At 45.3% G+C, this 523-nt stretch carries 1 pseudogene; it reads right to left on the bottom strand.

Annotated features, from left to right (window positions below):
* Positions 1–523, bottom strand: a pseudogene (locus tag R7Q09_RS28230) (ribonucleotide-diphosphate reductase subunit alpha); the annotation flags it as partial.

Below are 523 nucleotides of genomic sequence, written 5' to 3'. Positions count from 1 at the left end.
ATTTGCGCTGCCGTCAGAGTATTTCACTCCGTGCTTCGCTAGGTAGTAAGCGAAGTTGATAACACCAACACCTAGCGTACGACGGTTCATTGTTGACTTGTGCGCCGCTGGTAGTGGGTAATCTTGGTAATCCAGTAGTGCATCTAGAGCGCGAACAACAAGATCAGAAAGCTCTTCGAAATCATCTAGAGATTTGATTGCGCCAAGGTTGAACGCGGAAAGCGTACATAGTGCAATCTCACCTGAATCATCTTCAACGTTAGTCAGTGGTTTAGTTGGAAGTGCGATTTCCAGACATAGGTTAGACTGACGAACTGGCGCAACTTCAGAGTCGAATGGGCTGTGAGTGTTACAGTGGTCTACGTTCTGAATGTAGATACGACCTGTTGAAGCACGCTCTTGCATGAGTAGCGAGAACATTTCGATGGCTTTTACCGTTTCCTTCTTAACTGAAGGATCGTTCTCGTATTTCACGTATAGACGTTCAAATTCTTCTTGGTTTTCGAAGAATGCGTCGTATAGA

The organism is Vibrio sp. 2130-1 (assembly GCF_033339515.1).
Note: the sequence above shows the minus strand (reverse complement) of the source record. Positions and strands in the feature narration are given on the sequence as shown.